This is a genomic window from Stenotrophomonas forensis, assembly GCF_028752115.1.
Lineage (GTDB): Bacteria > Pseudomonadota > Gammaproteobacteria > Xanthomonadales > Xanthomonadaceae > Stenotrophomonas > Stenotrophomonas forensis.
In genome coordinates this window covers 3,690,347-3,717,061 of the sequence record NZ_CP082270.1, presented here as the reverse complement: position 1 = coordinate 3,717,061, position 26,715 = coordinate 3,690,347, and the positions used below count along the sequence as shown (strand labels likewise).

17 protein-coding genes are annotated in these 26,715 nt (G+C 69.1%); 15 read left to right on the top strand and 2 right to left on the bottom strand.

The genetic code is table 11. From position 1 onward, the window contains the following. Positions 1 to 66 precede the first annotated feature (66 nt). From K5L94_RS17140 to tsaB, 8 genes are all read left to right on the top strand, one after another. On the top strand, positions 67 to 2,223 hold the full coding sequence (locus K5L94_RS17140; protein WP_274510921.1) for a bifunctional (p)ppGpp synthetase/guanosine-3',5'-bis(diphosphate) 3'-pyrophosphohydrolase: 2,157 nt from the start codon (positions 67 to 69) through the stop codon (positions 2,221 to 2,223). Positions 2,224 to 2,253: 30 nt separating this feature from the next. Further along, positions 2,254 to 3,825, top strand: coding sequence for an alpha-2-macroglobulin family protein (locus tag K5L94_RS17135; protein WP_274510920.1), 1,572 nt, complete (start codon positions 2,254 to 2,256; stop codon positions 3,823 to 3,825). Positions 3,826 to 3,888: 63 nt separating this feature from the next. Next, complete coding sequence (locus tag K5L94_RS17130) at positions 3,889 to 4,779, top strand: SDR family oxidoreductase (RefSeq protein ID WP_271262062.1); 891 nt, start codon at positions 3,889 to 3,891, stop codon at positions 4,777 to 4,779. A gap of 69 nt (positions 4,780 to 4,848) precedes the next feature. Further along, positions 4,849 to 5,901, top strand: a complete 1,053-nt coding sequence (locus K5L94_RS17125) for a glycosyltransferase family 2 protein (protein WP_274510919.1) — start codon at positions 4,849 to 4,851, stop codon at positions 5,899 to 5,901. Between the two features lie 85 nt (positions 5,902 to 5,986). Further along, complete coding sequence (gene mrcB / locus K5L94_RS17120; protein ID WP_274510918.1) at positions 5,987 to 8,425, top strand: penicillin-binding protein 1B; 2,439 nt, start codon at positions 5,987 to 5,989, stop codon at positions 8,423 to 8,425. Next, a complete protein-coding gene (locus tag K5L94_RS17115; RefSeq protein WP_180879318.1) occupies positions 8,422 to 8,961 on the top strand; it encodes a hypothetical protein in 540 nt (179 codons plus the stop codon). The genes mrcB and K5L94_RS17115 overlap by 4 nt, the downstream gene beginning before the upstream one ends. 557 nt (positions 8,962 to 9,518) lie before the next feature. Next, on the top strand, positions 9,519 to 11,564 hold the full coding sequence (yoaA, locus tag K5L94_RS17110; RefSeq protein WP_053451369.1) for a DNA repair helicase YoaA: 2,046 nt from the start codon (positions 9,519 to 9,521) through the stop codon (positions 11,562 to 11,564). 9 nt (positions 11,565 to 11,573) lie between these two features. Beyond that, positions 11,574 to 12,287: a tRNA (adenosine(37)-N6)-threonylcarbamoyltransferase complex dimerization subunit type 1 TsaB gene (tsaB, locus tag K5L94_RS17105; protein ID WP_164088090.1), complete on the top strand. Its 714-nt coding sequence runs from the start codon at positions 11,574 to 11,576 to the stop codon at positions 12,285 to 12,287. Between the two features lie 503 nt (positions 12,288 to 12,790). Here tsaB and K5L94_RS17100 read toward each other — a convergent pair. Beyond that, positions 12,791 to 13,675, bottom strand: a complete 885-nt coding sequence (locus K5L94_RS17100) for an energy transducer TonB family protein (RefSeq protein ID WP_053450548.1) — start codon at positions 13,673 to 13,675, stop codon at positions 12,791 to 12,793. After that, entirely contained in the window at positions 13,675 to 14,622 is a 948-nt protein-coding gene (gene gshB / locus K5L94_RS17095; RefSeq protein WP_274510917.1) for a glutathione synthase, read from the bottom strand. The genes K5L94_RS17100 and gshB overlap by 1 nt, the downstream gene beginning before the upstream one ends. A 240-nt stretch (positions 14,623 to 14,862) precedes the next feature. On the opposite strand from gshB, the gene pilG reads away from it, so the two are divergent. The 7 genes from pilG (at position 14,863) to K5L94_RS17060 (ending at position 26,702) form a co-directional block, all read left to right on the top strand. Next, positions 14,863 to 15,264, top strand: coding sequence for a twitching motility response regulator PilG (gene pilG / locus K5L94_RS17090; RefSeq protein WP_005418455.1), 402 nt, complete (start codon positions 14,863 to 14,865; stop codon positions 15,262 to 15,264). Positions 15,265 to 15,282: 18 nt separating this feature from the next. After that, positions 15,283 to 15,645 (top strand): response regulator, encoded by a 363-nt coding sequence (locus tag K5L94_RS17085; protein WP_005410717.1) that lies wholly within the window; start codon positions 15,283 to 15,285, stop codon positions 15,643 to 15,645. Beyond that, entirely contained in the window at positions 15,645 to 16,175 is a 531-nt protein-coding gene (locus K5L94_RS17080; protein WP_006464979.1) for a chemotaxis protein CheW, read from the top strand. Before K5L94_RS17085 ends, K5L94_RS17080 begins: the two co-directional genes overlap by 1 nt. 41 nt (positions 16,176 to 16,216) lie before the next feature. Beyond that, the gene (locus K5L94_RS17075) at positions 16,217 to 18,253 is read left to right on the top strand and encodes a methyl-accepting chemotaxis protein (RefSeq protein WP_008266837.1); all 2,037 of its coding nucleotides are present in this window, start codon (positions 16,217 to 16,219) and stop codon (positions 18,251 to 18,253) included. 100 nt (positions 18,254 to 18,353) lie between these two features. Next, entirely contained in the window at positions 18,354 to 24,914 is a 6,561-nt protein-coding gene (locus K5L94_RS17070) for an Hpt domain-containing protein (protein ID WP_274510916.1), read from the top strand. Continuing rightward, positions 24,901 to 26,241, top strand: coding sequence for a chemotaxis protein CheB (locus K5L94_RS17065; protein WP_274510915.1), 1,341 nt, complete (start codon positions 24,901 to 24,903; stop codon positions 26,239 to 26,241). The genes K5L94_RS17070 and K5L94_RS17065 overlap by 14 nt, the downstream gene beginning before the upstream one ends. Continuing rightward, on the top strand, positions 26,238 to 26,702 hold the full coding sequence (locus K5L94_RS17060) for a chemotaxis protein CheW (RefSeq protein WP_053511044.1): 465 nt from the start codon (positions 26,238 to 26,240) through the stop codon (positions 26,700 to 26,702). Before K5L94_RS17065 ends, K5L94_RS17060 begins: the two co-directional genes overlap by 4 nt. Positions 26,703 to 26,715: the final 13 nt, after the last annotated feature.

The following is a 26,715-nucleotide window of genomic DNA, read 5'->3' as shown; positions in this document are numbered from 1 at the left end:
CGCGGCGATTGTCCCTGAACGGCGCCGGCGCTAGTGTAGGGGCCTCTGTCTTGCCTGCTCGATGCTGTGAACCGCGCTTCCGTCCCCGGCCTGGATGCCTTGTTGAACCGTCCCTCGGCAGCGGTGCTGCCCGCTCCGCTGCGCCAGGCCCTGCGCGGGCACTGGGATGCCCCGGAGTGCGACCACCAGATGCGCGCCAGCTGGTCGGTGCTGGGTGACACCCTTGATGCGCTGTCGATGCTTTCAGCCGACGAAGGCGCAGTGGTCGCGGCCCTGCTGTTCGACCTTCCCGGGTTGCGTGCCCACCTGGACGCGTTGCCGCTGGGCAACCACAAGGCAGCGGTGATCGGCCTGCTCGACGGCCAGGACGCTGCTGACCCGGTATGGGCGCTGCATGCCGGTCGCGAGGCCGGGCGCAACAGTGAAGGGCTGCGCCGCCTGCTGCTGGCGATCATCCGCGACCTGCGCGTGGTGCCGATCCTGCTGGCCCGGCAACTGGCGCGGATGCGCGCGGCCGACAAGCTGGATGACGAACAGCGCCGCGCGCTGGCCCAGCTCACCCGCGACATCCATGCACCGCTGGCCAACCGGCTGGGCATCTGGCAGCTGAAGTGGGAGCTGGAGGACCTGGCCTTCCGCCACCTGGAACCGGAAACCTACCGGCGCATCGCCCGTGAGGTGGACGAGACCCGCATCGCGCGCGAGCGCTACGTCGAGAACGTCAAGAAGGTGCTGTCGCGCGAACTGGTCGCGCAGGGCATCAAGGCCGAGGTCAGTGGCCGCCCGAAGCACATCTACAGCATCTGGCGGAAGATGCAGAAGAAGCGGCTGGCGTTCGACCAGCTGTACGACATCCGCGCGGTGCGGGTGATGGTCGACGATGTCGCCGCCTGCTATGCCGCGCTGGGCGTGGTGCATGCACTGTGGGCGCCGGTGCCGAGCGAATTCGATGATTACATCGCCCGTCCCAAGGCCAACGACTACCGCTCGCTGCATACCGCCGTGGTCGGCCCGGAAGGGCGCACCATCGAAGTGCAGATCCGCACCCACGAGATGCATTCGCAGGCCGAACTGGGCGTGGCCGCGCACTGGAAGTACAAGGAAGGCGGCAAGGGCGCGGAGAAGGCCTTCGACCGCAAGATCACCTGGATGCGGCAGCTGCTGGAGCAGGCGCAGGACGGGCAGGGCAACGAACTGGCCGGGGCGCTCGACGCCGAGCTGACCGAGGACCGGGTCTATGCGCTGAGCCCGAAGGACGAGGTGCTGGACCTGCCGCAGGGTGCAACGCCGCTCGATTTCGCCTACCAGGTGCACACCATGGTCGGGCACCGTTGCCGTGGCGCCAAGGTCAATGGCCGCATCGTGCCGCTGACCTACCGCCTGCGCAGCGGCGACCGCGTCGAGATCCTGACCGGCAAGGAGGCCGACCCGCGCCGTGACTGGCTGATGCCGGCCAACGGCTTCCTGGCCAGCAACCGCTCCCGCGAGAAGGTGCGCAGCTGGTTCCACAAGCTGGACCGTGCGCGCAACGTGCAGGCCGGTCGCGAACTGCTCGATCGCGAGCTGAAGCGGCTGGGCCTGCAGCATTCGGATCTGGCAGTGGCGGCGAAGAAATTCCACGCCGACAGTGTCGATGACCTCTACATCCAGGTGGCGCTGGGCGATACCGGGCCGAACCAGGTCAGCCGCGCCCTGCTGGAAGCCGAGCGCGCGGCCAGCCAGCCAGCAGCCGCGCCGGCGTTGCCGCGCCCGACCGCGCGCCGGGAGAACCTGGGCAAGTCCAAGTTCACCGTGCAGGGCGTGGGCAATCTGCTGGTGCAGCTGGCACGCTGCTGCCAGCCGGTGGCGGGCGAGCCGATCGTCGGCTACCTGACCCGTAGCCGTGGTGTCACCGTGCATCGGGCAGACTGCGCGGCGCTGGCCCGCCTGGCTGCCACCAGCCCGCAGCGGATCCTGCCGGTGGAATGGGGCCAGGCCGGTGGCGGCTACGAAGTGGACGTGGTGGTCACGGCGGTCGATCGCCGCTGGCTGCTGAAGGACATCACCAACCTGATCGCCCAGGAAGACGCCTACGTGCTCGACATCCACAGTGACAATGTGCGCAACAGTGGCCGTGCCCATCTGCGCCTGCGGTTGAAGGTGAGCGACTACGGCCAGCTGTCGACCCTGCTGGGCAAGCTGGACGCGCTGCCGGGCGTGAGCGAGGCACGTCGCCTCGGCTGAGCTTCACGCTGCCCCGGCTACCCTGCACGCATGGAACGCGAGCCTCCGCATCGCCCGCATGGCGCTGAACATCCTGCGCTGGACCGCGTCCGCCGCGAAGGCCGCTGGTGGTGGCTGCAGGCACGCCACGCGCGCCGGGTCTGGCGCTGGGCGCTGGTCGCGGCGCTGGCCGTGTTCGTGCTGCTGGTGCTGCTGCGCAAGCCGCTGGCCGACTGGTTCTGGGATGAACCGCAGATCGAACAATTGCTGGCCGAGGGTGATCGCGCACTCGCCGCGGGCCGGTTGAGCACGGCCGATGGCAGTGGCGCACGCGAGCGCTACCAGGCGGTGCTGGCACTGGACGGTGATCGCCCGCAGGCGCGCGAAGGCCTGGCCCGAACCGCTGCGGCGGCACTGCAGCAGGCACGCGACAGGCTGCAGAACAACGATCTCGACGGCAGCGCGCAGGCACTGGCGTTGGCCCGCGAGCTGCAGGTGCCGCAGAGCGAAGCCGAAGCGGTTGCCCGCCAGCTGCAGGCGCGCCGCAACACGGGGGCCGGCATCGGCGCGCTGCTGGCACAAGCGCGCAATGCCTTTGCGGCCGGGCGGCTTGATGATGGCGACAGCAGTGCATTGCCGCTGTTCCAGCGCATCCTGGCAGTGCAGCCGGACAATCTGCCGGCGCTGGAAGGGCGCGAGGATGCCCTGAGCGATCTGTTGCAGCAGGCACGCACGCTGGCCGGGCGAGGGGAGCTGGCCGAGGCGGCTGCGATCGTGCAGCGCGCCCGCCAGTTCGATGCCGGCCATGCCGACCTGCCGGCCAGCCAGGAGGCGCTGGCACGTGCCGTGGACCTGCGCCTGCGGCAGGCGCAACGCGCGTTGCAGCGCCAGCAACTGGAAAATGCGGCGAAGGGCTTCCTGGCCGTGCTGGCCGTGGCGCCGGAGGATCCCACGGCCCAGCGTGGCCGCGAGCAGGTGCTGCAGGCCGTGCTGGCGCGCAGCCAGAGCCAGGCCGACGATTTCCAGTTCGACGCAGCACAGCGTGATGCAGCGCTGGCCGAGGCGCTGGGCGCGTCGGCCGCGGCGCGCCAGCAGCTGGCGCAGCGCCTGCAACGTGCGCAGCAGGCACAGCGGTCGCTGCAACAGCCGGCGGCCAGCAACGCGCAACGCGAACGGCAGTTGCGCGAGCTGCTGCGCAGGATCGAGCGCGCCGAGCGCGCCGGGCAGTGGATCAGTCCACCGGGACACAGCGCGTTCGACGCGCTGCGTGAAGCGCAGGCCCTGGCGCCGCGCGATTCCCGGGTGAAAGCGGCCGCCGCGCGCCTGCTGCCCGCCAGCCGTGCCTGCTTCGATGACAACCTGCGGCAGAACCGGGTGCAGGCCGCCGGCGCCTGCCTGCAGGCCTGGCAGACCCTGTCGCCCACTGCGAACGGCCTGTCTGCTGCCCGTCAGCGCCTGGCACAGCGCTGGCTTGCGATCGGCAGCGAACGCCTGGGCAATGGTGATGTCGCCTTCGCCGAACGCGCCCTGCAGCAGGCCGCCGAGCTCGGTGCGGGCGCGTCCAGCAGCGAGTATCAACAGCTGCGGCAGCGCCTTCGCGATATCGGTGTGCCCTCGCCCTGAGCCCGCCGTTGCCGGCGGGGTCGTTATAGTAGCCAGCCCCCGCTGCCCGCCCATGGAGTGCCGATGACCGTCCTTGTTTCCGGAGCCACCAGCCAGATCGGCCGGTTCCTGTTGCCGCGCCTGCTGCAGGTGCACGGCCAGGTGCAGGCGGTGAGCCGGCGGCCGCAACCGGCGCAGGACGGAGTGCACTGGCTGTGCGGGGATCTGGCCAGCGCGCTGGACAGCGTGCCGTCTGCCGAATGGCAGGCGATTGCCAGTTTCGGGCCGCTGGAAGGGTTGGCGCAGTGGTTGTCGCGGCAGGCCCGGGCGCCGGCACCTCGGGTCATCGCCACCAGCTCGATGAGCGTGCTGAGCAAGCAGGATTCGGACCAGGCCGACGAGCAGGACGTGGTGGCGATGCTGCAGCGGGGCGAACAGGGCCTCATCGAGCAGGCCGAGCGCCTGGGCATGGCGTGGACGATCCTGCGGCCGACCCTGATCTATGGCGCCGGCATCGACCGCAGCATCACCCCGATCGTGCAGCGCGCGCTGCGCCTGCGCCTGTTCCCGATTCCGCGGGCCGACGGCCTGCGCCAACCCGTGCATGCCGACGATATCGCCCGCGCGGTGGTGGCCTGCATCACCACCGGTGCGGCGTCGGCGCGGGTGCTGGAGATCGGCGGCGGTGAACGCCTGCCGTATCACGCGATGTTCCGCCGCGTGCACGCCAGCCTGGCGCAACCGACCTTGCCGCTGCCACTGCCGGGCTGTGCATTGCGTGGCCTGGCGGCGGTGCTGCCGCGCGCGCGCGGCCCGGTATCACGCCTGCAGCAGGACCTGGTTGCCGACAATGGTCCGCTGCAGGCGCTGCTGGGTATACACCCGCGGCCGTTCAGGCCGGAGGCGGACATGTGGCAGCCGATGAGTGCCGCACAGGCGCTGCAGCGGATCGCAGCGCATCCCGGCAACCACTGACGGTGCAGATCCGCCCACTGGCGGAGGCTCTGCTACCATCCTCGGCCTTGTTCCCCGCGAGTACGTTCCATGCCTGACGCGCCATCCGGATCGGCCCCCGCCGAGCGCATTGGCGTCGCGCTGTGCACCTACAACGGTGCGCGCTACCTGCAGGCGCAGCTGGACAGCATCCTCGACCAGGATCTTCCGGTGAGCGAAGTGGTGATCGGCGACGATGGTTCCAGCGACCAGACGTTGCCGTTGCTGAAGGCCTTTGAGGTGCGCGCGCGGGCGCTGGGCATCCGGGTCGAGATCGTCCGGCACCCACGCAACCTCGGTTATGTCCGCAACTTCGCCGACGCGCTGCAGCGCTGCCAGGCCGACATCCTGTTCCTGAGCGATCAGGACGATGTCTGGCATCCGGGAAGGGTGCGCCGCTACGTGCAGCGCTTCCGCGCTGATCCGGGCCTGTTGCTGGTGCACAGCGATGCACGGCTGGTGGATGCGCAGGGCGCGCCGCTGGGCCAGCGGCTGCTGGAGGTGCTGGTGGTGCATCCGGCCGAAGTCGAACTGGAACGCTCGGGCCGTGCGATCGATGCCATTCTGCTGCGCAACTTCGTCACCGGCGCGACCTGTGCGCTGCGTTGTTCGCTGCTGGAGGGGGCGCTGCCGGTGCCGCCGGGCTGGAGCCACGACGAATGGCTGGCGGTGCACGCGTCGCTGCGTGGAGGGCTGGACATGCTGGCCGAGCCCACCATCGATTACCGGCAGCATGGCAACAACCAGATTGGCGCCAGCCGCCGCGGTTTCCTGCAGCGGCTGCGGCATCTCGATCTGTTCGACGGGAAGGCGCGGCAGCGTACCGCGGGGCGCCTGCTGGCCCTGGACGCGCTGCTGGTGCAGCGCGGCGTCCGCGTTGCACCTGAACGCTTCCAGGGTCTTTCCGCGCTGGCCTGGCGCATGGCCTGGTCGCGTCTGCAACTGTATCGCCGGGCGGGCGTGCAGGCGCGCTGGATCGCTCACGACGCGCCGCGGCTGTTCGCACGCTTGGCCAATGTGTGCCTGGCCGGGGCAGGCTGGCGCGGCGTCCGCGCGGCGTTGGTGGGGGCGGCCGCGGGCTGGCGGGAGCCTCGCGCTGCTTGAACTGCAGTGAAACCGCAGGTCATCGCCCGCCAGCCACCACGGCGCCTGCGTTAGACTCGCCAGACCCTATCTGCCCCCAGCCCCAGTGCCCCGACGCTACGATTCCGACGACAACGACGATTTCGACGACGACCAGCAGGACGACAGCCCGCTGTGGCGGCGTCGCCTGATCACCTGGAGCATGGCTGCGGTCGCGTTGGGATTGGGTTTCCTGATTCCCTACACGCTGTACCTGAACCAGCAGGTGACCCAGCGTTTCGGTGAACTGCGCTGGCAGATCCCGACGCGGGTGTATGCGCGCCCGCTGGTGCTCACGCCCGGCAAGGCGATGGATGCGGCCACCCTGAAGACCGAGCTGGCTGCTTCGGCCTACCGCGACGACGGGCAGGGCAAGGAGCCGGCCACCTATGCGGTGAACGGTGGGCGCTTCGTTATCTCCAGCCGCGGCTATAACGACGTCGACGGCCGGGTCGCCCCGCGCCGGGTGGAGCTGTCGCTGGCCGATGGCGGCGTGGCCTCGCTGCGCGATGCCGACAACCGCAAGGCGCTGAAGGCCGCGCGGCTGGATCCGGCGCGCATCGCCACCCTGTACGGCCAGAAGCAGGAAGAACGCCGCCTGATCCGCATGGGCGAGGCGCCGGACCTGCTGGTGACCGGCCTGCAGGCGGTGGAGGACAAGGATTTCAACCGTCACCACGGTATCGATCTGTCCGGCATCGCGCGCGCGGTATGGGTGACCATCCGCTCCGGTGGCCAGAGCCGCCAGGGCGCGTCCACGCTGACCCAGCAGCTGGCCCGCAGCGGCCTGCTCGGCATCGGCAAGGAACAGACGGTCACCCGCAAGTTCAACGAAGTGCTGTACGCGCTGATCATGGAAGCGCGTTACGACAAGCGCACCATCTTCGAGGCCTACCTCAACCAGGTGTACCTGGGCCAGCGCGGCAGCCAGGCCATCCACGGCATGTCCTCCGGCGCCGAGTTCTGGTTCGGCCGCGACCTGTCGTCGCTGGAAACCGAGCAGATCGCGCTGCTGATCGGCCTGGTCAAGGGCCCGTCCTTCTACGACCCGCGGCGCAACCCGGAACGCGCGCTGGATCGCCGCAACTTCGTGCTGGGCAAGCTGCACGAAGCCACGCTGATCGACGACGCCGAGTACCAGCGTGCGTTGAAGGCGCCGCTGGGCGTGCCGAAGACGCCGGGCCTGGTGGCGGCCAACCGTTTCCCGGCCTACGTCGACCTGGTCCGTCGCCAGCTGGGCCATGACTATCCGGAATCGGCGCTGCAGGGCGCCGGCCTGAGCGTGATGACCGGCATGTCGCCGTCCGCGCAGGCCTACGCCGAAGGCGCGGTGACCCGCACCATCAAGTCGCTGGAAAGCAAGCGACGCCCCGAACTGCAGGCCGGCATGGTGCTGACCGACGTGCACAACGGTGATGTGCTGGCGGTGATCGGCAGCCGCGAGGTTTCCGAGGTCGGCTTCAACCGCGCGATCGAGGCGCAGCGTCCGGTGGGTTCGCTGCTCAAGCCGTTCGTGTACCTGCTGGCGCTGGCACAGCCGGACCGCTACTCGCTGGCCAGCTGGGTGGACGATTCCCCGGTGACCGTGCAGCTCGGCCGCGGCCGCAACTGGAACCCCGGCAACGCGGACAACCGCAGCCACGGTACGGTGCGCCTGATCGATGCGCTGGCCCATTCCTACAACCAGGCCACCGTGCGCGTCGGCATGCAGGTCGGTCCCGAGCGCGTGACCCAGCTGATTCACGTACTGGCCGGCATCAAGGCCGAGGCGAATCCGGCGGTGATCCTCGGCTCGACCGACCAGAGCCCGTACGCGATGGCGCAGCTGTACCAGTTCCTCGCGTCCGGCGGCGAGATCCAGCCGTTGCACGCGGTGCGTGGCGTGCTCGATCCGCAGGGCAAGCTGCTCAAGCGCTATGACAAGACGCCGGCGCCGGCACAAGAGGGCGACTCGATCGCCGCCAACCTGATCAGCGTCGGGCTGCAGCAGGTGGTCGCCAGTGGTACCGCGCAGCGCCTCAACGCCGACGGCCTGGGCCGGCTGCAGCCGGCCGGCAAGACCGGTACCACCAATGATGGCCGTGACAGCTGGTACGCCGGTTACACCGGCGATCATCTGGCGGTGATCTGGATCGGCAATGACCAGAACGAACAGGCGGGCCTGTACGGCGCTACCGGTGCAATGAGGGTGTGGTCCGGCATTTTCCAGCGCCTGCCAAGTGCGCCGCTGCGCGTCAGCAACAAGGGCCTGGACTGGCAGTTGGTGGCGCCCACCGGCATCAACAGTACCGATGAAGGCTGCCCTGGCGCGCGTCGCTTCCCGTTCGTGGTGGGCTACGCGCCGGCCTATGCACCGTGCGCGCCGGCAGTATCGCCGGACGGGCAGGGTGGAACCGAGGGCGAAGGCGGTGGCTGGCGCAGCTGGTTCGGCCTGGACCGCAAGCCGGACGCCCCTGCGGAACCCGCCGCGGCCCCCGCGGCTGCTACTCCTCCTCCAAGCCGATGATGCCGATGAACTTGCGATCCCTGCTGCAGCCCCTGGCCCTGACCGGCCTCAGCCTGGCCTTGGCCGCGTGCGTGAGCAGCGCACCGCCGGTGGCCAAGCCGCCGGTTGATACCACCACGCCGGCGCAGCGCCTGGCCGCCGTGGACGCAGCCGCCGGCCCGGACGACAAGGAGCTGTCGGTGCAGCCGCTGCGCGATTCGCAGGTTGAAGATCTGCGGGTGACCGCGCAGGCGCAGCGACAGGCCAATGATCTGGCCGCCGCGGCCAGCAGCCTGGACCATGCGCTGGAGATCGTGGCGGGTGACCCGGCGGTGCTGCAGGAACGTGCCGAGCTGGCGCTGCTGCAGGGCCAGTGGGCGCAGGCGGAGACATTCGCACGCAAGGCGATCGATCTGGGTTCGAAGACGGGGCCGCTGTGCCGCCGGCACTGGGCGACGATCGAGCAGTCGCGCCTGGCGCGCGGCGAGAAGGAAAATGCGGTGTCGGCGCATGCGCAGCTGGAAGGCTGCACCGTGCCGGGGATCAAGCGGTACTGAGCTGTTCCCCTCCATCGGGCGCTGCCCCCTCTGCGGCGCACGCTCGCACTGATGGAGGGTTGTGAGGGGCCGGGTGGGTAGGGCGTGCAGGACACGCCGTAAACCCATCCATGGGGGCTCGATGGCGCCATCCATGGCGCCAACGGTCCTGCACACCCCACCCACCCGGCCCGCCATACATCGCGCGGGCCGCAGGCAAGAACAAAATCAAAATCAAAAGCGGGTCGCGCGCTCGCTGCCATTTCCTTTCTTCTTTCCCCGTTACTCCCACCGCTTCTGAACCACCAGTCGAGCAAGCTCGACTCTACGAAGTGCGTCCCTCCGTCACGGGGAAACTGTCGAAGGCGGGGGACTGCGGGTTTGCGGGGTGTCCGCGGCATGGATGCCGCGGCCAAGCCCCCAGGGATGGGTTTACGGCGTCCCCGCAAACCCGCAGTCCCCTGCCAGCCCTCAGTACAACCCAGAGCCATGAACAAACGCTGTTGCCGTTGCCGCTGCTGGTGCTCTGGCCTGAAACGGGTGCCGGGCAGCGCCCGGCCGGGTATCCTTTCCTTCTGATGTCCGACCTTGTCCATGCCAGCCGCGAAGCCCTCAGCGACGGCGGCGCGCTCGCCTCGCACCTGGACGCCTTCGTCCCGCGTCCGGCGCAGTTGCGCCTGACCGAAGCCATCGCCGATGCGCTGCAGCAGCGCGATCTGCTGCTGGCCGAGGCCGGTACCGGCACCGGCAAGACCTTCGCCTACCTGGTGCCGGTACTGCTGTCCGGGCTGCGTACCATCATCTCCACCGGTACCCGCGCGCTGCAGGACCAGCTCTACCACCGCGATCTTCCTCGCGTGCGCCAGGCGCTCGGCGTCGGCCTGCGCAGCGCGCTGCTGAAGGGGCGTGCGAACTACCTGTGCCGCTATCGCCTGCAGCAGGCGCGTGGCGAGCCACGATTCTCCAGCCCGGAACAGGCGGCGCAGTTCCAGCGCATCCTGGCCTGGTCCGGTCGCTCCGAGTTCGGTGACATCGCCGAGCTCGACGGGTTGGCCGACGACTCACCACTGCTGCCGATGGTCACCTCCACCGTCGACAACTGCCTGGGCACCGACTGCCCGTTCTGGGACGACTGCTTCGTGGTGCGTGCGCGGCAACGTGCGCAGGCGGCCGACGTGGTGGTGGTCAACCATCACCTGCTGCTGGCGGACCTGGCATTGAAACAGGATGGCTTCGGCGAACTGCTGCCGGGGGCGCAGGCGTTCGTCATCGACGAGGCGCATCAGTTGCCCGAGTTGGCCGCGCAGTTCTTCGGCGAGGGGTTCGGCATGCGCCCGTGGCAGGAGCTCGGCCGCGACTGCCTGGCCGAAGCGCGAGGCGTGGGCGGTGCGCAGTCGGCCCTGCAGGAGCCGGTCGACCAGTTGCAGCAGGCGCTGCTGGCGTTGCGTACAGCGATGGAGGGCCTGCCATCGCGCGGCACGCAGTGGCGCGCACTGGCAATGCCACAGGTGCGCGACGGCTTCGATACGGTGATGGCGGGGCTGGTGACGCTGGAGCAGGCACTGCAACCACTGCGCGAAGCTGCCGCTGGCCTGGATGCCTGCCATGCGCGGGCGCGCGAAGCGGTCTCGCGGCTCAGCCGCTGGCTGGGCGATGATGAGCCCAGCCTGGATTTCGACACCGACCCTGCGGACGTGGCGGGTGCTGCCGATGTGCTCTGGTACGAGCTCACCCCGCGTGGTTTCCGCTGCCAGCGCACGCCCATGGATGTGTCCGGGCCGCTGCGCGAGCACCGTGAACGCAGCCGGGCGGCATGGATCTTCACCTCCGCTACGCTGACCGTAGGCGGTGGCTTTGATCACATCGCCACGCGGCTGGGCCTGGACGATCCGCACACCCTGGTCCAGCCGAGTCCGTTCAACTGGCCCGAGCAGGCGTTGTGCTACCTGCCCGAAGGCCTGCCCGATCCGGCCGCGCGTGGCTTCGGCACCGCGTTGATCCAGACCCTGCGGCCGGTGCTGCAGGCGTCGCAGGGCAGGGCATTCCTGCTGTTTGCGTCGCATCGTGCCCTGCGCGAAGCCGCCGAGGCGCTGCGCGACGGGCCGTGGCCGTTGTTCGTGCAGGGCGAGGCGCCCCGCGCGACGTTGCTGCAGCGCTTCCGCGAATCGGGCAATGGCGTGCTGCTCGGCTCGGCCAGTTTCCGCGAGGGCGTGGACGTGGTCGGCGAAGCGTTGAGCGTGGTGATGATCGACAAGCTGCCCTTCGCCGCTCCGGACGACCCGGTGTACGAGGCACGGCTGGAGGCGATCCGCAGCCAGGGCGGCAACCCGTTCCGCGACGAGCAGCTGCCGCAGGCGGTGATCGCGTTGAAGCAGGGTGTCGGCCGCCTGATCCGCAGCGAGAGCGACCGCGGGGTGCTGGTGCTGTGCGACCCGCGCCTGCTTAATCGCGGCTATGGCCGGGTCTTCCTCGATTCGCTGCCGCCGTTCCGCCGTACCCGCAGCCTGGCCGATGTGCAGGCCTTCTTTACGCCACAATGGGCACCCGTGGCCGATGATGCCGTTCCGGCCACCGCTGCGGCGGGCCCGGATCTGGCGCCCGGCGCCACGTTCCCCCTGTTCTGACCTGATCCGATGAAACTGCTCGCCTTTGAAACCGCCACCGAAGCCTGTTCCGTTGCCCTGCATGTCGATGGGCAGGTGCTGGAACGTTTCGAGATCGCCCCGCGCCGGCATGCCGAGCTGAGCCTGCCGTGGGCGGAGGCGCTGCTGGCCGAAGCCGGCATCAGCCGCCGCCAGCTGGATGGCATCGCGCTCAGCCGCGGCCCCGGTGCGTTCACTGGCGTGCGCCTGGCCATCGCCATTGCCCAGGGCATCGCGCTGGCGCTGGACCGCCCGCTGCTGCCGGTGTCGACGCTGCAGGTGCTGGCGCTGCGGGCGCCGGCAGAAGAAACGCAGATCCTGTCGGCGATCGATGCGCGGATGGGCGAACTGTATGTCGCACGCTTCGAACGCGTGGACGGCCTGCCGGTTGCATGCGATGCCGAGCGCGTGTGCGCACCGGCTGCGGTGGCGTTGCCGGAAGGGCTGTCGGCCTACGGCGTCGGTACCGGGTTCGGCGCGACCGAAGGCGCTCTGGTGGCGCAACTGGGGGCAGGCCTGCGCGGTTTCGATGCCACTGCACTGCCGCGTGCGTCGGATGTGCTGGCGCTGGCGGTACCGGCCTTCGCGCGCGGTGAGGCCATTGCACCGGAGAAGGTCGAACCGGCGTACCTGCGCGACAACGTGGCGCTGACCCTGGTCGAGCAGCAGGCCGCGCGCGAGGCGAAGGCGAAGGCCAACGGCTGAGCCCCTCGTGGCGGGGTTGGTTGATCGCGTAAATCAAAAGCCGCGCTTGGCCGGGCGGGGTGGGTTCGCGGGGGACGCCGTGAACCCGTCCCTGGGGGCTTAGCCGCGCCATCCATGGCGCGGATACCCCCGCGAACCCACCCCGCCCAGCCTTTGACAGTTTCCGTGTGCGTCCGCCACGGAAAATCAAAAAAGAAAATCAAAATCAAAAGCCGATCGCTTCGCTCGCATCCACGCGTGGCGTGGATGTGTGTCGACCAAGGTCGACACCCACCAACAGCGATGAGGCGCCGCGATCTGTCGGAGGTGGGGCGGTGTGGGCTTGCAGGACCGTTGGCGCCATGGATGGCGCCATCGAGCCCCCAGGGATGGGTTCACGGCGTGTCCTGCAAGCCCACACCGCCCCGCCAAGCCCAACATCCCGACCGCTGCTGTTGACGTTGACGTTGACGTTGACTTTGCTTCGCAGCGGGTCCCGGGCCGCAGGCCCGGGCAGCAAAACCCTATCGATCGTCGTGCAGGGTGCCACCGGGCAGGAATACCCACGTGCGGGTGACCTGCAGGATGTCGATCGCATCGTCTGTCTTCGGCAACGGCGGGAACGGCTGCGCCAGCTTCACCACCCGCAGCGCCGCCTCATCCAGCAAGGGCGTGCCGCTCGAACGCAGGATCCGGCTGCTTTCCACGCTGCCATCGCGGCGCACGCCCACGCTGATCACCACCTGGCCACCGAGGCGGCGCTGCCGGGCCTCGTCCGGATAGTTCAGGTTGCCCACCCGCTCGGCACGGTCGACCCACGCACGCAGGTAATTGGCATAGGCATATTCCCGCGTGCTGGCCGACACGAACTTGCGGTTCGGGCGCTTGGCGTACTGCGCCGAACGCAGATGCACCTCGGCCGCCAGTCGCGCCATTTCCACGTCGCGCTGCTCGCGTGCGCTCAGCGGCGCATCGGGTTCGGGCTGCTCCGGCGTGGGCCGCGCCTGCGCCTGCGCCACGGTGTCCTGGCCATTGCGGCTGCTGACCACGCGTGCCTGCGGCGGCGGAGCCGGCGCGGCCGATTGCTGCTGCTGCGGCACCGGGCTCACCCCGGCCTGCGCCTGCGGCACGATGCCGGCCTGGTTGTCGCGCGGGCGCTGTGCACGGTCGTGCTCACCACCGCCTTCCTGGCTGGCCGCGGCAAGGAAGTCGGCCTGCTTCGGGGTCAGCGCGGTGCGGGTCTGGCTGAAGATCACCTCCAGCGTCGGCACCAGCGGCGCATCGCCCTTCACCGCAAAGCCCACGCCCAGGATCAGCAGGGCGTGCACCACGACCGACAGCGCGATGGTCGCTCCCAGCCGCTGCGCTTCGCGCGGTGGCGGGGGCAGCACGGCAGGCGCGGCAGCCATCAACGCAGGCCGGCCTCGAGTGCGTCGAACAGGGTGCCGGCGATGTTCAGGCCGTACTGTGCGTCCAGCTCGCGCACGCAGGTCGGGCTGGTCACGTTGACCTCGGTCAGGTAATCGCCGATCACGTCCAGGCCGACGAAGCGCATGCCGCGGCGCTTCATTTCCGGTCCGACCTGGGCGGCGATCCAACGGTCGCGCTCGCTCAGCGGGCGGCCTTCGCCACGGCCGCCGGCGGCCAGGTTGCCGCGGAATTCGTCACCCTGCGGAATGCGCGCCAGGCAGTAGTCGACCGGCTCGCCATCGACCAGCAGGATGCGCTTGTCACCGGCCGTGATGTCGGGAATGAACTTCTGGGCCAGCGCCAGCTTGCGGCCGCCGTCGGTCAGCGTTTCCAGGATCACGTTCAGGTTCGGATCGCCCTGGCCGCTGCGGAAGATCGAGCGTCCGCCCATGCCGTCCAGCGGCTTCATCACGGCCTGGCCGTGTTCCAGTGCGAACGCCTTCAGTGCCTTGGCATCGCGGCTGACCAGGGTCGGCGGGCAGCACTGCGGGAACAGCAGGGCGGCCAGCTTCTCGTTGTAGTCGCGCAGGCCCTGCGGGTTGTTGACCACGCAGGCGCCGGCGGCGGCGGCCACGTCCAGCACCTGGGTGTCGTAGATGTACTCGGCGTCGACCGGCGGGTCCTTGCGCATCAGCACGATCTGGTCGGGGCCGAACTCGGTACGGCTGAACGTGCCCAGCTCATACCAGCCGGACGGGTCGTCGCGCACCTGCAGCGGCGCGGTCTGGGCCACCGCAACGCCGCCTTCCAGGGCCAGGCCGCCCGGGCGCACGTAGTGCAGGGCATGGCCGCGGCGCTGGGCTTCCAGCAGCATGGCGAAAGTGGTGTCCTTGGCGATCTTGATGTGGGCGATGGGGTCCATCACCACGATGACGTTCAACGGCATGGGCGCACCTGTCAGGCAAGGCGTTGATGGTAGCGGCAACGCCGGCCGCGCGCCTCCCTGCCGTACTGCAACGCAGCGTCCGCCCGGCGGCAGCGCAATCATTGCGAACCCCGTCACGTTCAGCCGGCCGCCACCCCCTGCGCCGTGGGCCGGCCTTGAAGCGGGCGCGGAAAGTGCGATATAGATACGCTTTCGTAGCGGCCCCCGCCAGAGAACGGGCCGTGCGCTTGGGGATAGGCAATGACTGAAAACACGACTGCGGGCGGGGAACTCGCAGGACTCCGGGTGATGGTCATCGATGATTCGAAGACCATCCGCAGGACTGCGGAAACGCTGCTCAAGCGCGAAGGCTGCGAGGTGGTCACCGCCACCGACGGCTTCGAAGCGCTTGCCAAGATCGCAGACCAGCAACCGCAGATCATCTTCGTCGACATCATGATGCCGCGCCTGGACGGGTACCAGACGTGTGCGCTGATCAAGGGCAACCAGCTGTTCAAGGCGACCCCGGTGATCATGCTGTCGTCCAAGGATGGCCTGTTCGACAAGGCGCGGGGACGCATCGTCGGCTCGGAGCAGTACCTGACCAAGCCATTCACGCGTGAAGAACTGCTGGGTGCCATCCGCACATACGTCAACGCCTGACCAGGGGGGAAAGGCACAATGGCTCGTATCGTTCTGATCGAGGATTCACCGACCGACCGCGCGGTGTTCACCCAGTGGCTGCGCCGTGCCGGCCATGAGGTGCTGGAAGCGGACAACGCCGAGGATGGACTGCAGCTGGTCCGCGACCAGGTGCCGCAGCTGGTGCTGATGGACGTGGTGCTGCCCGGCATGAGCGGCTTCCAGGCGACCCGGGCCATGGCCCGCGACGCGGCGATCAAGCATATCCCGGTGATCATCGTCAGCACCAAGGCGATGGAAACCGACAAGGCATGGGGCCTGCGCCAGGGCGCGGCCGACTACATCGTCAAGCCGCCGCGCGAGGATGAACTGATCGCGCGGATCAACGAACTGGTGGCCTGATGCGCTCGCCCTTCGACATCCTTGAAGCCTACGAACGGCGCAGTCTGGCCCACGCGGTGCAGCTGCCCGAACGGCAGTTCGCGCTGGACCTGTGGCGTGGCGTCGGTTACCGCGTCGGCCAGCGCCGGCTGGTATCCGATTTCCGCGAAGTGGTGGAAATCGTGCCGATGCCGCCGGTGACCCCGGTGCCATGTGCACAGCCGTGGCTGCTGGGCGTGGGCAACCTGCGCGGCAACCTGTTTCCGGTGGTCGACCTGAAGTACTTCCTGGAAGGCACGCGTACCGTGCAGCAGGAAGGCCAGCGCGTGCTGATCATGCGCCAGGCCGGTGGCGACGTCGCGCTGACCATCGATGAACTGTTCGGCCAGCGCAGCTTCGAACTGGACCAGCAGATCGCGGCCGGCACGCTGGCCGAAGGGCGCTACGGCCATTTCGTCGACCGCGCCTTCCATGCCGACGGCCACGACTGGGGCGTGTTCTCGCTCTCGCTGCTGTCGCGCACCCCTGAATTCCGGCAAGCCGCGGCCTGAGGCCGGGCATCGCCCCCTGCATTGAAGATCGAGGTTGAACGATGAGTACTGCTTCGGACGCCACCAAATCCGGCAAGCTGCGGCTGGGCGGCAGCAACCTCTGGCTGTTCCTGCTGCTGGCATCGATGATCCTGTTCGGCGTCAACACCGGCGTCGCCACCTGGCAGGGCAGCCGCCTGGCGGATGCCGGTTCCAAGGCGGCCGACCTGCAGGTGCTGTCACAGCAGCTGGCCAACCAGGGCCGTGACGCCGTCGGCGGCAACGCGCAGGCGTTCACCGCCTTCAAGGCGACCCGCAATGCGATCGAGCAGAACGTGTCGACCCTGCAGGGGCGCTACGGCAAGGAGCCCGGCGTGTCCGGTGCCATTGCCACGCTGGGCGAGACCTGGGCGCCGTTGGGCAAGCAGGCCGGGCAGCTGGTTGCCAGCGAACCGGCGGTGCTGGCCCTGGCCGGCAACGCCAACAACTTCACCGGCGCGGTGCCGGGCCTGCAGGCCCAGCTGAACGAGCTGGTGCGCGCGATGTCGGCCTCCGGCGCTCCGTCGGCGCAGGTGTACAGCGCGCTGCAGCAGGTGGTGGTGGCCGGCTCGATGGCCCGCCGCGTGACCGAAATGCGTGCCGGTGGCAGCGCCGCGGCCACCGCCGGTGACGCGCTGGCCCGCGACATCACCGTGTTCTCGCAGGTGCTCGACGGTCTGCGCAACGGCAACGACGAACTGGGCATCACCGCCGTACGCGGTGCCGCCGCCATCGCCGCGCTGGAACAATCGCAGCAGAAGTGGGAGGCGATGAAGCAGGACGCCGACGCGATCCTGGCCAGCTCGCGCCAGCTGTTCGCCGCGCAGTCGGCCGCCACCGCGCTGGGCCAGGGCTCGGCGCACATGCTGGATGACAGCCGCAAGCTGTTCGAAGCGTTCTCCTCGTTCGGCTCGGTGTCCGATACCCGCCTGTTCCCGAATTTCTGGATCGGCGTGGTGTCCGGCGCGCTGTCGCTGATCGCGATCATCGGCTTCGTTTCCACCAACGTGCGCAGCCGCTCGCGCGAGCAGGAACTGCGCTACCAGACCCAGGTGGAGTTCAACAGCCGCAACCAGCAGGCGATCATGCGGCTGCTAGATGAAATCTCCTCGCTCGGCGAGGGCGACCTGACGGTGAAGGCCTCGGTGACCGAGGACATGACCGGCGCCATCGCCGACGCAATCAATTACGCGGTCGACGAACTGCGCCACCTGGTGACCACCATCAACGACACCTCGGCCAAGGTCGCGCTGTCCACCCAGGAAACCCAGGCGACCGCCATGCAGCTGGCAGAGGCGGCGGGCCACCAGGCCAACCAGATCACCTCGGCCTCGGACCGCATCGGCGAAATCGCGGCGAGCATCGAGCAGGTGTCGCGCAACTCGGCCGAATCGGCCGACGTGGCACAGCGCTCGGTGGTGATCGCCGCCGAGGGTGCCGGCGTGGTGCGCGAGACCATCCAGGGCATGGACCAGATCCGCGACCAGATCCAGGAAACCTCCAAGCGCATCAAGCGCCTGGGCGAGTCGTCGCAGGAAATCGGCTCGATCGTGGAACTGATCAACGACATTTCCGAGCAGACCAACATCCTGGCGTTGAACGCCGCCGTGCAGGCCGCCTCGGCGGGCGAGGCCGGTCGCGGTTTCGCGGTCGTGGCCGACGAAGTGCAGCGCCTGGCAGAACGTACCTCGGGTGCGACCCGACGCATCGAAAACCTGGTGCAGGCGATCCAGGCCGACACCAACGAAGCGGTCACCTCGATGGAGCAGACCACCGCCGAAGTGGTGTCCGGTGCGCGCCTGGCCGAGGATGCGGGCACAGCGCTGACCGAGATCGAGCGCGTGTCCAATGCACTGAACACCCTCATCAAGAACATCTCCATCGCCGCCCAGCAGCAGTCCGCGGCGGCCTCGGACATCACCCGCACCATGGGCGTGATCCGGCAGATCACCGGCCAGACCTCGCAGGGTGCCGGGCAGACCGCCGAATCGATCGGCCACCTGGCGCAGCTGGCGGCCGACCTGCGTCGTTCGGTCGCCGACTTCAAGCTGCCGGCGTGACGCGGGCAGGGCGGCGAGCAAGGAACCCCTCGATGAAGCATTTCCATTTCCCACGCCAGAATTCGCGCGGCCCCCGCGCGGCGGCGACCGGAGCGCGTCCATGAGCAGTCTGCGCGATGCGATGAGCCACGCGGCGCTGGGCTGGGTCAAGCCCGAGCTGGACGAGACCCTGCGCCAGGTGCGCAACGAGGTCGAGTACTACGCGGAAGACCCCAGCGATGCCAGCCGCATGCGCATCTGCGCCGGCTTCCTGCACCAGGTGCAGGGCACCCTGCGCATGGTCGAGCTGTACGCCCCGGCAATGGTGGCCGAAGAGCTTGAACAGCTGGCCAATGCCATTGGTGCTGGCCGCGTCGCTGATCGTGACGAGGCCTGCGCGACCCTGATGCGCGGCAGCGTGCTGCTGCCCGATTACCTGGAACGCCTGCAGAACGGCCACCGCGACATTCCGATCGTGCTGATGCCGCTGCTCAACGAGATCCGCGCGGCGCGTGGCGAGGACGGCGTGCACGACAGCGTGCTGCTGGCGTTCGCACCGGACAGCGTCACCGCCACCGAGGCTGAGCTGGACCATGCCCGTGGCAGCCTGAGTGGGCGCAACCGCGAACTGCTGGATACCGTCGGCAGCGCGGTGAAGGAAGAACTGCTGCGCATCAAGGATGCGCTGGACCTGCACCTGCGTACCGGCGGTGCACCGGAGCAGCTGCAGACCCAGGCCAACGAACTGGGCGCGGTGGCCGATACCCTGGGCATGATGGGCCTGGGCGTGGCCCGTGGTGTGGTCGTGCAGCAGCGCGACGCGCTGCGCGGCGTGGTCGACGGCCGCCAGCAGATCGACGAGAACCTGCTGCTGGATATTGCCGGCGCGCTGCTTTACGTGGATGCCTCGCTGGACGACCAGGTGGCCCATCTGGGCGCCGGCGGCAGTGGCGAGGACGACCCGAGCGCGGTCGAGAACCGGCGCACGGTGGAAGTGCTGGCGCACGAAGCGATCGCCAACTTCGCGGCGGCGCGCGAACACTTCGTCGCCTTCATCGAAACCAGCTGGAACCATGCCGAGCTGCAGGATGTACCGCGCCTGCTGGGCGATGTGGCCGGTGCACTGCGCATGCTCGATCTGGGCACCGCTGCCGACTACCTGCGCGGTGTGCAGCAGTACATCGAAGCCGAGTTGATCGGGCGCCAGCGCGTGCCCAGCGGTCGTCAGCTGGACACCCTGGCCGACGCCATGGCTAGCCTGGAGTACTACCTGGAAGCCCTGCGCGACCGTCGTCCGGGTCGTGAGGACATCCTCGACATCACCCGCAGCAGCCTCGAGGCGCTGCGCTACTGGCCGCTGCCGGACCGCAACGCGGGCGAGCCGGCACCGTTCGCGGCACAGCCGGTCGAACGTGAGCCGGTTGCGCTGCAGGCCGAGGCCCTGCAGCCGGAGCGCATCGAGATTCCGGTGCAACCGGCCGCGCCTGCGGCAGGCACCGTGCCGGTGCCGCTGCCGGACTTCACTTTCGATCCGCCACCGGTCGCACCCGCGGCAGAGGTTGTCGACAACCGCCTGATGTTCGGTGCGCTGGGCTCCACCGCGATCGACGCCGCTACCGCGCCGCTGTCGCTGCAGGACGACGCGGAGACGGCGCTGGTCTTCGCCGCTTCCAGTGCGCCCGCCCCCGACGTCCCGCAATGGGATCTTGCGCCGTTCCATCCGGATGCCGACCCGCTCGCATCTGCCGATGATGAGCGCAGCCCGACCTTTGCCAGCTTTGATCCGGTCAGCTTCGAACAGGACGATGCAGGGCAGGGCGCTGCGGCACAGTGGACGCTTTCGGAGGCCGTGCCGTCGGCACGGGCGGATGCGGTCGCTGTCGACGCCGACGAGGACGCAGATGCGACGGCAGGAATCGACGCCGATGCGTATGCCGCGCCGGTGTTCGATCCGGTGGCCGCCGAGCACGACGCTGTGGCGGCGCACGACGACGTGGTGTTCCGCTTCGACGCCGACGCGTTGGACAACGCCGATGATGTGCTGTCGCTGCATGCGATGGAGACGCTGTCGCTGGACGACGATGCCGGGCTGCACCCGTCGCTGGAAATCGTCGACGCCAGCCCGGCAACGGTGGCGGACGAGGCTCCGGCGGTTGCCGGACTGGACGCCGCGCCTGCGGATGCACCCGCGGTGTCGGTGATCGACATCGACACCATCGCACCAATCGATTTCAGCGAAGCCGACGCGCAGTTCTTCGCCGAGCTGAGTGCGGCCGCCGCGGACTTCAATCCGCAGGCCGTGGCTGCCCCGACCGTTGCCGAAGCGCCCGTTGCGGCGGATGCCGAGGCCGGCTTCGAAGCAGGCTTCGACGATGACGCCGAGAACATCGACGAGGACATCCGCGAGGTGTTTCTGGAAGAGTTCGACGACGAACTGGCCAATCTCGGCACCTTGCTGCCGGCATGGCGCATGCAGCCGGACAACATGGACCGGCTGCGGCCGATCCGCCGCATCTTCCACACCCTCAAGGGCAGTGGCCGCCTGGTCGGTGCACGCACCCTGGGCGAGTTCGCGTGGAAGATCGAGGGCATGCTCAACCGCGTGCTCGATGGCAGCCGCCCGGCCTCGCCGGCGGTGCTTGCCATGGTCGACAACGCGCATGCCGCGCTGCCGCAGCTGAACGCCGCGCTGCGCCACGGCCAGCGCATCAGCGTGGACCTGCAGGCCATGCAGGCCATTGCCGATCGTGTCGGCGCCGGTGAAGAGACCTACTACGTGCCGCTGCCGGTTGCAGCTGCACCGCTGGCACCCGTGCTCGAGACCGAGGCCGAAGGCGAGGACGAGATCAGCCGCATTCTCGAAGCCGAAGCGATTGCATCGGTACACACTGATGCTGAGGCGGCACCCGAGGCTGTGGGCACGCCCGCCAACATCGACAGCGTGCTGCGCGAGATCCTCGAAGCCGAAGTGGAAGTGCACCAGGCGACTCTGCAGGACTGGTTGCGTTCGGCGCAGCAGGCGCCGCAGCCGGTCAGCGACGCGCTGCTGCGCGCGGTGCACACCATGAATGGCGCCTTCGCGATGACCGAAGTGCCGGAAATCACCGCCGTCACCGGCGGCGCCGAGTCCTACATCAAGCGTGCACTGGCCGCCGATGTGGTGCCGGGTGACGAAGGCGTGGCCGCGCTGGACGCGACCGCGCAGGCGATCACCGCGACCATGGAAGCCTTGCAGGCCGAGCAGCCGCGGATTGCACCGCAGGAAGCACTGGTGCAGCGCCTGCAGGCGCTGGCCGGCGAACTGCCGGAAGCGCGCTGGCCGATGGTCGGGCTGGAAGACGAAGACGACGATCTGGCGCTGGAGGCCGAAGCAGCGTCTGAGGCCGCAGCCGATACGCAGGCTGCCGAGGTAGCGGATGCTGCCGCAGCCGAGGCTGACGAGCCGGAGCTGGAACCGCGTGCTGCCGAAGTGCAGACAGCGGAGAGCACGGACGCGATCGGCGCGGGCCTGGAGACCGCCGAGCTGACCGGCAGCGATGATCTGTCGCGCTACTTCGATGCCGGATGGCCGGCGGTGCCGGCTGAGGGCGACGCAGCCAGTGTGGATATCGGGTCGATTGAATCGATCCAGCCGGTCGAGCATGCGCCGCTTGCAGCAGTGGCCGAAGCGGACGCCGCACCGACGCCGGACGCCGAAGCCGACCTGACGGCTGCAGACGATCTGTCGCCGTACCTCGACGCCAGCGCGCTGCCGGTGGATGACCGCGACGCCGATGAACTGCCTGTGGTCGCAGAAGCTGTCGCAATCGACCTGAATACGCAGTCGTCCGCCGACGGACTGGACAGCGAAGGCCGCTTCATCGACGAAGCTGCTGCACTGCCACTCGACAGCGGGCTGTCGAGCCTGCAGGATGAAATGGCTGTGCCGGGTTTTGCAGAACCGGTCACGCTGGCAGCCGCGCTCGAGGCCGGCCTGCACGTGATCGACGAAGAGCAGACCCTGGACGACGACGGGCAGTGGCCCGTGCTCGGCCTCCAGGCCAGCGAACTCGCGCCAGGCGAGGCAGACGCCTTTGCCGAGGATGCGGACGTCGGCGGGGAGGCGGCGGTCGGTGAAGGAGAGAGCGCCGACCAGCCGTCCCCGGCGACGGTGGATGGGCAGCCCCCAGTGGATGCCGAAGCGCCGGTGCGCTTCTTCGAACTCGAAGACGCACCGGGCCAGGCCGCCGTGCCTACCGACGTCGAGCCGGTCGAGATCGATCTCGCGCCCAGTGCACCGGCCCATGTTGAAGCAGTTGCCGGGGAAGAAGGCACGGACAGCGCCGAGGCACTCGACTTCAGCGTGTATGACCGCGAGCTGGTCGACATCTTCGTCGAGGAAGGCAAGGACCTGCTGGATCATTGCGATGGCCTGATCAGCGAACTGCGCGATGCGCCGCAGGACCGCGAGGTGCTGGCCGGCCTGCAGCGCGACCTGCATACCCTGAAGGGTGGCGCACGCATGGCCGGCATCAATGCCATCGGCGACCTTGGCCACAGCATCGAATCGTTGCTGGAAGCGGTGGCCGCCGGCCGCACCGAGATCGAGCGCCGTGACGTGCAGCTGTTGGAACGTGGCTTCGATCGCCTGCACCAGCTGCTCACCCGTACCGGTGCCCATCGCGTGGTCGAGCCGGCGCAGGACCTGGTCGACGCCTTCGACGTCCGCACCACCACCGATATCGCCGCCGCCGCGGCCGTCCACGCGGCCAGCGTGGGCCAGAGCGTACCCGCGCCGGCCGACAGCCCGTCGACCGCCATGGTCGACGCTCCGTTGTCGGCACCGCTGCCGATCGAAGGCATGGTCGAAGAAGACCCGCTGGCGCGACCGCAGCAGGAACAGGTGCGCGTACGTGCCGATCTGCTCGACCGCCTGGTCAACCACGCCGGTGAAGTGGCGATCTACCGTTCGCGGCTTGAACAGCAGCTCGGTGCCTTCCGCGGCGCCATGGGCGAACTGGAGCGCACCAATGCGCGACTGCGCGACCAGCTGCGCCGCCTCGATCTGGAAACCGAGGCGCAGATCGTTGCCCGCTACCAGCGCGAGCAGGACCAGGCCGACCAGAAGTTCGATCCGCTGGAGCTGGACCGCTTCTCCACGCTGCAGCAGCTGAGCCGCGCACTGAACGAATCGGCGGCCGACCTTGGCGGCCTGCAGGGCGTGCTCGATGACCTGTCGCGCCAGTACGACTCGCTGCTCCAGCAGCAGTCGCGCGTCAGTTCGGAACTGCAGGATGGCCTGATGCGCGCGCGCATGGTGCCGTTCGATGGCCTGGTGCCGCGCCTGCGCCGGGTGGTCCGCCAGTCGGGCCTGGACACCGGCAAGCAGGTTCACCTGACCCTGGAAGGCACCCACGGCGAACTGGACCGCAACGTCCTCGACCGCATGGTCGCGCCGCTGGAGCACATGCTGCGCAACTCCGTGGCCCATGGCCTGGAAGCACCGGAACAGCGCCGCGCCGCCGGCAAGCCGGAGGAAGGCGAGATTGCCATCCGCCTGCACCGCGAAGGTTCGGAAATCGTGCTGGAAGTGGCCGATGACGGCGCCGGCCTGGACCGCGAAGCGATCCGCCGCCGCGCCATCGACCGTGGCCTGCTGGCCGCCGATGCGCAGCCGAACGAGCAGGAACTGGACAACCTGATCTTCGCTTCCGGCTTCACCACCGCCGACCAGGTCAGCCAGCTGGCGGGCCGTGGCGTGGGCATGGACGTGGTGCGCAACGAGGTGCGCCAGCTCGGTGGCTCGGTCGACATCCAGTCGGTACGCGGCCAGGGCGTGCGCTTCACCCTGCGCCTGCCGCAGACGCTGGCCGTCACCCAGGCCGTGTTCGTGCAGATCGGCGAAACCACCTTCGCGGTGCCGGTCGCCTCGGTCAGTGGTATCGGCCGCCTGTCGCGCGAGCGCTTTGAAGCGGCCGACAGCAGCTACCGCTACAGCGGCGAAGACTACCCGCTGTACGACCTTGGCACCCTGGTCGGCCAGGCCCCGGCGCGTGCCGACGGCCAGGACCAGGTGCCGCTGCTGCTGGTCCGCGCCGGCGACCTGCGTGCCGCCGTGGCGATCGACCAGGTGCTGGGCAACCGTGAAATCGTGGTCAAGCCGGTCGGCCTGCAGATTGCTTCGGTGCCAGGTATCTACGGTGCCACCATCACTGGCGATGGCCGCGTGGTGGTGATCCTCGACGTTGCACCGCTGGTGCGTCGTTTTCTGGCCAACCCGACGCTGCCGGTACTGGCCAACGCACCGCGCCAGGAGCGCCAGGTGCCGCTGGTGATGGTGGTCGACGACTCGCTGACCATGCGCAAGGTCACCGGCCGCATCCTCGAACGCCACAACTTCGAGGTCAGCGTTGCCCGCGACGGCGTGGAAGCGCTGGAGCGCCTGGAAGAGCGCGTGCCCGACCTGATGCTGCTGGACATCGAGATGCCGCGCATGGATGGCTACGAGCTCGCCACCGCCATGCGTGCCGACCCGCGCTACAGGGAGGTGCCGATCGTGATGATCACCTCGCGCAGCGGCGACAAGCACCGCCAGCGCGCCTTCGAGATCGGTGTCCAGCGCTACCTGGGCAAGCCTTACCAGGAACTGGACCTGATGCGTAACGTGTACGACCTGCTGGGGATCGCCCGTGTCCGTGAGTGAAGCCCATCCGGCCCCGGCCGTCGCCCTGCTTGCCCGCCCGGGTGCGGCGCGTGAGCGCCTGCGCGAGGCACTGTCGCACGCCGATGTGCAGCTGGTGCTGGAAGACGACCCGAACGGCCTGGAGCCGCAGCTGCTGCAGGATGCCCGTCCGCAGATCGTGGTGATCGCCCTGGAGGCGGCCATCGAGGATGCGCTGGAGCGCCTTGAGCCCGTGCTGTCCGCGCCGGGCCTGACCCTGGTATTCGACGAGGCCGAACTGGCGGCGCGCCGGGATGGCTGGGACGCGCAGCGCTGGGGCCGGCATCTGGCGGCCAAGCTGCATGGTCACCAGCAGGTGCTGCCGCCCGGCGCCGAGGAAGAACCCAGCCTGCAGCTGGAGCCGGGCCATCCGGCACCGGCACCGGCGCCGCAGGAAGAAGCCCTGCAACCGCACCTGGAGCAGGCGCTGAGCTGGGCCGACGGTGTGCCGGCTGACACCCTGTACTCGCCGCCGGCGCACCTGCACGAACCGGTCGCCCTGGAACAGGCATTGGCTGCGTTGCAGCCGGTGCTGCCCGAGCCGCTGCAGGCATCGCCGCTGCCGTCGCCTCCGGTGGCCGCACCTGTGGCCGCGGCCGCACCGCCGATGTCGTTCGACCACACGGCGTGGTCGCTGGTCGATGACGTGGCGGATGCACCGGCCGCCGCTGCGCACAGCGCTGCGGTGGAAGCGCCGTTGCCTTCTTTCGATACCGATCACCTGAGCCTGGTCGACCTGGATGCTGCGGCACCGGCCGGCGCGCGCGCCGGTTCGCTGCTGGTGCTGGCGGGTATCGGCGGGCCGGATGCCCTGCGCCGCCTGCTCGGTGCGCTGCCGCCTGCGCTGAGCGTGCCGGTGCTGGTGCACATGCGCCTGGATGGCGGTCGTTACGGCAACCTGGTCAAGCAGATGGCGCGCGTGTCGCCGTTGCCGGTGCAGCTGGCCGAAGCCGGCCAGCGCGCCGTACCCGGTGAAGTGCACGTGCTGGCCGACGACATCGGTGTACAGGCGGCCAGCGACGGCCTGCATTTCCTCAGCGATGCCGCCGGTATCTCGATCGCAGCGTTGCCGGCCGAATACACCGCGCTGGTGCTGCTCAGCGGCGCCGATCTGTCCCACGTCGGGCCGGCGCTGGACCTCGCCGCTGCCGGGGCCTGGGTGGCCGGGCAGGTAGGCGAGGGCTGCTATGACCCGGCGGCGGCCACCGCTGTCGTTGCCGCCGGCATGGTTGCCGGTGAACCGCAGGAACTGGCGCAGGCCATCGCCGCGCGCTGGGGTGAGCAGGATGACAACGGAGAGGCACCATGAGCTACGCCAGCAATGATGAAATCCGCGGCGTCCTGATCCAGGCCGGCAGCGAACGCGTGCTGCTGCCCAACGCTACGGTGGCGGAAATGATGTCGCGCGTGCCGGTGCAGCCGGTCGCCGACGCGCCGCGCTGGCTGGTCGGGGAAATCGGCTGGCATGGCTGGCAGGTGCCACTGGTATCGTTCGCGCGGCTTTCCGGACTCGGCGAGGAGGCCGTGGGGGGCCACAACAAGGTGGTGGTGCTGAAGGCCCTGTCGGGTAACGCCCAGCGTCCCTATTACGCGCTGCTGACGCAGAACTTCCCGCAGCTGATCTCGGTGCCGCGTGACGGCCTGCTGGCTGACGCCTCCGAGGAAACCCTGCCGCAGATCGTGCACATGCGCGTGTTGCTGGGGGAGCAGAGCGCGCTGCTGCCGAACCTGGACGCGCTGGAAGCCGCGTTGGATTCGCTGGCTGCCTGATCGGACATCCGCC